This is a genomic window from Nostoc sp. UHCC 0251, from assembly GCF_034932245.1.
In the GTDB taxonomy this organism is placed as follows: Bacteria; Cyanobacteriota; Cyanobacteriia; order Cyanobacteriales; family Nostocaceae; genus Nostoc.
The window spans coordinates 1-6,421 of record NZ_JAYGHD010000177.1; the positions used below are offsets into that span (position 1 = coordinate 1).

A 6,421-nucleotide genomic window follows, 5' to 3' on the forward strand; every position below is an offset into this window, starting at 1 on the left:
CAAATGTCACCCATCCCTGAATATTTCTATTCATTTCGAGTGAACGAATCGCACCTGCTGAACATCATCAAGAGGTAAAAGATGGACTACTAAGGGACTATAATTCAGGGGTTGGCCACCATAGTTACTAATTACAGTGATTGTATAAGTGTTGCCATACTGTAATTCTTTTTGCTCTTTCGGATATGATAGATGAGTAGCATTTACTACATCCGTTTCCCAGTTAACACCGTTGCCTTTTACTACTACTGTATAGCTATCAGCGCCTGCCACTGAGCGCCAAGAAATTTCTGGTCTATTATCTATAATTGAACTGCCGTAAGGACTAGTTACAATCGGCGCATTTTTTTCATCATCTGGTCCCTTATAGTCATGTGGACAAGGAACTATATTTAATACTGAACACTGTACAGCTTCGTTAGGTGGTGACGCACATATTTGTGTATTAAAAACAGTGCTCTGCTTCAAATACAGAATTTTTCGATTTAAGAAACAGAGAACTTTGACTGCGCTTCCGTTTTGAGGATTGATCCGCTCTCCCAGACACAAATATCTTCCTGTTTTTAGGAAGCGATCGCCCGTGCTATAAACTCGACCACTTGGTTCATCACATAAATTATTTTGTAATATTCGTTGCTGTCCCCATGCACTGCTAGCCAACAAAAGTATTAGTGTTGGTATTGATACCAGGGTTGTAAGTCGGACTGCAAAGGCTTTTTTAATTAGGCTAGGTACGGTAAGCATTACAACTTCTTAAAAAACTAGTTACTTTTTTGTAGTTTAATGTAAGTAGAGAATAAATAAAGCATAAAATTTAGTTGGTAGCGTCAAAGCCTGTTATGAGTTTGTTCTGATCTGTCGAGAATCAGGCTTAAGTCTAATTCTTTGTAATACATCCCCCCGCCAACGAAAGACTTCTGGCACTTTCGACTCAAGTATCAAGCAGGCTTCCCAATTAAGCCAGGAATTATCGTTATCACCCAAAGCTTCTTGAACTTGTGCCAGCAAACAGTAAGTGTCTGCTCTTTGAGGATCTAATTGTCCGGCTTTTTGTAAATATTCCTTTGCTTGACCCAACTTCTTCTGCTCAAAAAGCGCCCAACCTAAATTTTTATACAATGCAGCTTGTAATTTTGGTTCTTTAGATTTTTGTAACCCTTGTAGTGCAAGAGCAATCGCCGCATTATAGTCACCTTTTAGATTTTTCAATCTTGACAGATTATTAATAACTGGAATTGCTTGGCTATTACTTTTTATAGCCAACTGATACTGCTGCTCTGCCAAATCTTTTTTTCCTTGGTCATCATAAAACGTTCCTAATCCATAATGTCCTGACCAACTATCAGGCTTCAACTTCAAAGCTTTCTCATAATTTGTTGTTACACATTCAAACTCATTTAATAACTGGCAAACAAATGCTAAATTATTATAAGTGTCTACATCCTGATTATTATATTTTATTGATAATTCATAATACTTTTTCGCAGAGCGCAGGTTTTGAGTACTACGAGATGCTTTATCAAAATAAAACTTGGAAATATAATTTTTAACTTGAGGATAAATTTTTATAGCTGAGTCAAAAGACTCTTGTGCTCCCTGAGAATTATTTGCTGCTTCTAACTTTTGTCCTTGAGTTACTAGATAGTTAGCTGCTAGAGGTATAGATAGAAAGACACCCCCAACAAATCCCAAAACCATCAATGTATATTTGCTATATTTAAAAACTTTGGAATTAGCTAATCTATAATTTTTAATTTGCTTAGGCAGTTTTTCTAACCGCTGCAAAATTACTTCAGTCGTTTGCGGCCGCTGCCCCGGCAAGGGAGCCATCAACTCATCAATGAAATCACCAAAAGGTTTGTCAATCTGCGGTGCATCTTTTCTCCAAATCAGGTTTCCTGTTTTTTCCTCTGTTGGTAGGTTACTTAGAGGAGTTGCAGTAACTAGATTTACAAAAGTACAACCCAAGGAAAAGAAATCCGATTGAGGTACTGCCCGACCATTGATTTGCTCTATTGGAGTGTAACAAGGCGTAATGACAGAGGTAATTTCATATATTCCTTCCCTACCTGCACTAGTTCCCCCGCTTCCACTAACTTTTGCCAAGTAGGTGTCAGTCACTCGCCGTGCAGTACCAAAATCAACTAATGCCAGTTGACCACTTGGTTGGAGAACTATATTAGAAGGTTTGATATCTCTATGAAAAAAATTAGATCGGTGTACTGTATCAAGAATTTCAACTAACTGCTTAAGCCATTCTAATGCTAGAGATTGTGAAATTTTCCCATTAAATTCTATCCATTGCTCCAAGTTTTGTCCCTCAAATTTATCCATAACTAAGCAACGCAGCGTTAAGGGACTATTTTTAGGAACAAAAGTAAAAAAATCATCTAAAGTACTTTCAGGAATATTTGGATGCTGAATTAGTTGCAGAGTAAGAGATTCCTGCTCAATTAATTTAACTAATTTAGGCGATTTCCATTTCAGAACTTTGATGACTCGTTGCTTACGCACAGGGTTCCAACGAGTACCAGCATCATCTACTTCAAAAACTTCAAAATAATTAAACGGATCATCGGTAAGTGGCCTCAGTGGTTTGACTAGACGGATGCGGTCGTTAATTAGCAGTGAAGTGCCACAAGAGAGGCAGTGTTCTATGTCATCAGGATTTTGACGATGGTCACAAAGTGGATTAATACAGTAAGACGACATATTAAGGAAACTTATACATAAGTATTACTTACTTATTACTAGATAAGTATCAATTGTTTAACCCTAGCTTTCTATGAAATTGCGAACAATTCAATAACTAAATCTTAGGTATCTAAGTAAATTAATAACGCTGCGAACCTATACCAAGCCTTATTCTACATATCTATCACTAATTTAGCCCTTGTTATTTAATTACTGCTAGTCAGTAAAAAAAATAAGCTGTTTTAGTAATATTGTACAAACCTTTAGTATAATAAATTACCTTCCTTAATCTGATTTACTTATAAAATAATATTACTTCAACAAACGAATCGTCATTTTGCCTTCATTCAGCAATAAGTAACATCATTAGAAATTTCTATTGATACTTATTTCAAGTTAGACAATCAAAAATGAAAAAACCTAGTAATATTGAGTGTAATCCAAGATACTATCTAAATTAACTTGAATCTATGGAACTTCCCTTACGGGACTTCACTATCTCAACAGGACAAGTATACTCATGGATTTTGATGACTTACGGGAACTAAAAGTTTCAGTCCCTTCTTTTTTATCCATCATCACAACAGAAGAAGAACCTCCAGAGCAAAGGTTTTCAGAAACAATGACTTTTGAAGAAGCTTTGGTAGCAGTGAATGATTTAGTGTTTGCCAAACTGGGTAGACATCTATCTGAAGCTGAGATCATTGTCATGAAAGGAGCTTGGAATAGTCGTGAGTTTGTAGAGATAGCAGAAAACTCACCTTACAGCGTTAATTATTTGCAACGACGTTTAGCTCCTCAGCTATGGGATTTGCTCTCCCAAATAATTGGAGATGGACAACGAGTGGGAAAAAGGAAGCTTCGATATTTTTTGGAGCAAGTAGCTAAAAAGTATCCTGCTCAGTCTGCTTCAAATCAAGGTCAAGTCACTCTTGACACTGGTTTTATGCAGAAAATTAAGGGTCAACCGCCTAATGTATCTACTTTCTATGGACGTATACAGGAACTGGCTCATTTAAAAGAATTAATAGTAAAGCAACGCTGTGTATCATTAGTAGGGGTGGCAGGAATTGGAAAAAGTGCATTAGCGGCAAAACTATTAGCAGAACTTAGTATAAAATCTAAACCTAGATTTGATTGTTTAATTTGGAAATCAGTTACTCATGCACCACGAGTCCAAGACTTAGTAGCTGATTTGATTGAGCTAATTGATCCTCTAGAGCCATCCTCAAATTTACCTGAATATACGCAAGCAATGATTTCGGTGTTGGTGAAACAATTGCAATCACGTAATTGTTTGCTGGTATTGGATGAGGCTGATGCATTGTTCCATAGAAATAAATTAGAGCAGAGGCTAGAGTATAAAGTACTCTTTCGTCGATTATTGGAGGAGCAACACCAAAGCTGTCTGCTTCTAACCAATCGAATTTTCCCTGAAGAGTTTGGTACTTTAATGAAGGCTAAACGTCCAATTGAGTATCTTAAAATTGAAGGTTTAGATTCAGAAGCAGCAATGCAGCTTTTATCTGCTAATGGACTAACCGATAAAGATAAGTGTCAAAAATTAATTCATACATATCGTGGCAATCCTTTGGAATTAGAGACCTTAGTGGAGAAAATTCACCACTACTTTGCTAGTAGTACGGAAAACTTTTTTAGAAAGTATACTACCTTTGTTAGCAGCGAGTTTCAAGCAATGCTTGACGAAATGTTTGGCGAAATATTGAGTGAAACTCAGAGGTGGATCATGATTTATTTGGCAGAGAAAATAAACTTAAATTTGAAACCCGTTAGTTTTGAACAACTATTAAGTGATACAAGTCAAAGCCAGGAAACACCTGTATCTACTTCAGAGGTGATTAAAGCATTAGAACAACTTGAAAGACAGTCATTAATTGAAAGCAGCAAAGACCCAGTTACAAAAGAAATTAGTTTCACTCTACAACCAATGATTAAAAAGTATATTACGGCAGATCCGATGGGGCTAGTCCATACATCTGATACTTTACCAGCATTAGCTATTGCATCTTAAAAGAGGTAACTATGATTGCAGGCAAACTAGGAATCACAATTAAAATCAACGAACTGCTACAGCCCAAGGACGTAGAGAACGCTTGGCAGCAGTTTGATCTAAACTGTGACAAACCCATCACAAAAATCACAGTTAAACCAAAGATTTACAATAAACTGACCGATGTAACCAGTAATTACCCGCACTCGGTAGCAGCGATTGCTGGCAAACTTGGTCAGTCAAATGAGCTTGGGTTCGTGTTAGAGTCACCCAACATACAAGTTTTTAAGTGCAAGTCCAAGGCAGAAACGACCTCTGCGGTAGGTGTTGCTTCTTGAAAAAGTGATTACCCAATCAGGGTAAGCTGAAACAAACACTAGTAAATATGGAGGAGTCAAACAAAAACGTTGCAGAATCTCGTTAGATACGGAAAGACCACAAGTTATGTAAAATCAAGCTAATTGATAGGAGGTATGGAGGTGAAGATAAAACAGTACGACAATTTAACGCACAAAGCGCCACTAAGGAGTAGCGCTTCGTGCGTGGCTTAAATTTCATATAACCTCAGAGCGGGGTTATCTCACTAAAACCAAAGCAGTGGCCTTTAAAGTTTGGCGACTTTTCCACTGACTGGTCAGACGAGATTGAATCCGCTGCTTCTCGTATTATACGAGAAGCCACACGAAATGCACCAGTTTCGTGTGGTAATTTTTGCTGTTGAAATTCAAAAGATTTAAATAGGTTAAGTTTGAGTAAGAAAGATTCTGAATTTTGTAGCATAAAGCAGTAGCAGCGCGAATAACAGTTATCAGTTACCAGTTACCAGTTATCAGTTGGGAGTAAAATCCAAGATTAGATAACTGTTGACTGATAACTGATGCAACCCCCTCTGAAGCTTGTAAACCGAGTTATCAGGGGAAAATATTGTGATAAATAGCAAACCCAAGAGCGCAGTAGTTCAATCCTTGGGATCAGAAAGTGCAGCTTTTGTACGGCAACTTTGTGCTGTAGCGTCGGGTAATTTCAGGAATATCCTGCCTAGTGGTCTACCAGCTCAAAAATGCTGGGTGAGGATTGGGGAAAGGTTAAAAGGGAAAGGGATAAAATACCTTTCCCCTTTACCTCTTTGTCTTTACCCAGCTAAGGGAACTTGGCTAACAACTAGAGCAACAGATTTGTTGCTGCTGATTTCTCCAGCATTGCTTTTGGGCATCGTGTTGGCGAGTGGGAAAAGTTTGGGCACCGATATTACTTTGAGATTAGATACAGCTTTCTCCAAGGAACTCCAAGGGGAGAGCCGATGAATAGCGCGACAATTGAATACCCAAACAATCTCACGCCTGCCGAGTACCATGAGTTGCTAACTGGTAGCGCCATTCATCCGGCGTTGATTGAGCGCAACTTCTTCCACATTGAGGGAGAATCAGTCTACGACTACCTGTTCATCTCTGACAAAATCCCTCGCAAAAATGCAGGTCGAGTCACGGATGCATACATAAGGCAATATCAGCATCTATTGCTGGGGGGGACATGGATTCAATCCCTTGACCCCTTCAACAATTGGCAAGCAATGGAGTGGGGGCGGATTAAGCCCAACTTCCCGCGCATTGATTGGGAAAAAGGTAAACCCGTTAAGTATGAATCACCCCCCAAAACTCCCAACCGCGTTACCTACTTCGATATTCGCAACTGTATTTGGGACAAAGTTGCAAAACG

5 protein-coding genes and 1 pseudogene are annotated in these 6,421 nt (G+C 38.3%); 4 read left to right on the forward strand and 2 right to left on the reverse strand.

Annotated elements, in window-relative coordinates; all coding sequences use genetic code 11:
* Positions 1-30: 30 nt before the first annotated feature.
* Together VB740_RS16620 and VB740_RS16625 are read right to left on the reverse strand one after the other, a co-directional pair.
* Positions 31-744 carry a hypothetical protein gene (locus tag VB740_RS16620; protein WP_323201071.1) on the reverse strand — a complete coding sequence of 238 codons (714 nt, stop codon included), beginning with the start codon at positions 742-744 and terminating at the stop codon, positions 31-33.
* 93 nt (positions 745-837) lie between these two features.
* Positions 838-2,712, reverse strand: coding sequence for a protein kinase domain-containing protein (locus VB740_RS16625; protein ID WP_323201072.1), 1,875 nt, complete (start codon positions 2,710-2,712; stop codon positions 838-840).
* Positions 2,713-3,214: 502 nt separating this feature from the next.
* Here VB740_RS16625 and VB740_RS16630 point away from each other — a divergent pair.
* The 4 genes and pseudogenes from VB740_RS16630 to VB740_RS16645 all read left to right on the forward strand — a co-directional run.
* Positions 3,215-4,726 carry an NB-ARC domain-containing protein gene (locus VB740_RS16630; RefSeq protein WP_323201073.1) on the forward strand — a complete coding sequence of 504 codons (1,512 nt, stop codon included), beginning with the start codon at positions 3,215-3,217 and terminating at the stop codon, positions 4,724-4,726.
* Between the two features lie 11 nt (positions 4,727-4,737).
* Positions 4,738-5,043, forward strand: a complete 306-nt coding sequence (locus VB740_RS16635) for a fertility inhibition FinO-like protein (RefSeq protein ID WP_323201074.1) — start codon at positions 4,738-4,740, stop codon at positions 5,041-5,043.
* A gap of 588 nt (positions 5,044-5,631) precedes the next feature.
* Complete coding sequence (locus VB740_RS16640) at positions 5,632-6,009, forward strand: hypothetical protein (protein ID WP_323201075.1); 378 nt, start codon at positions 5,632-5,634, stop codon at positions 6,007-6,009.
* Positions 6,006-6,421, forward strand: a pseudogene (locus VB740_RS16645) (bifunctional DNA primase/helicase); the annotation flags it as partial. The gene VB740_RS16640 and the pseudogene VB740_RS16645, both read left to right, overlap by 4 nt.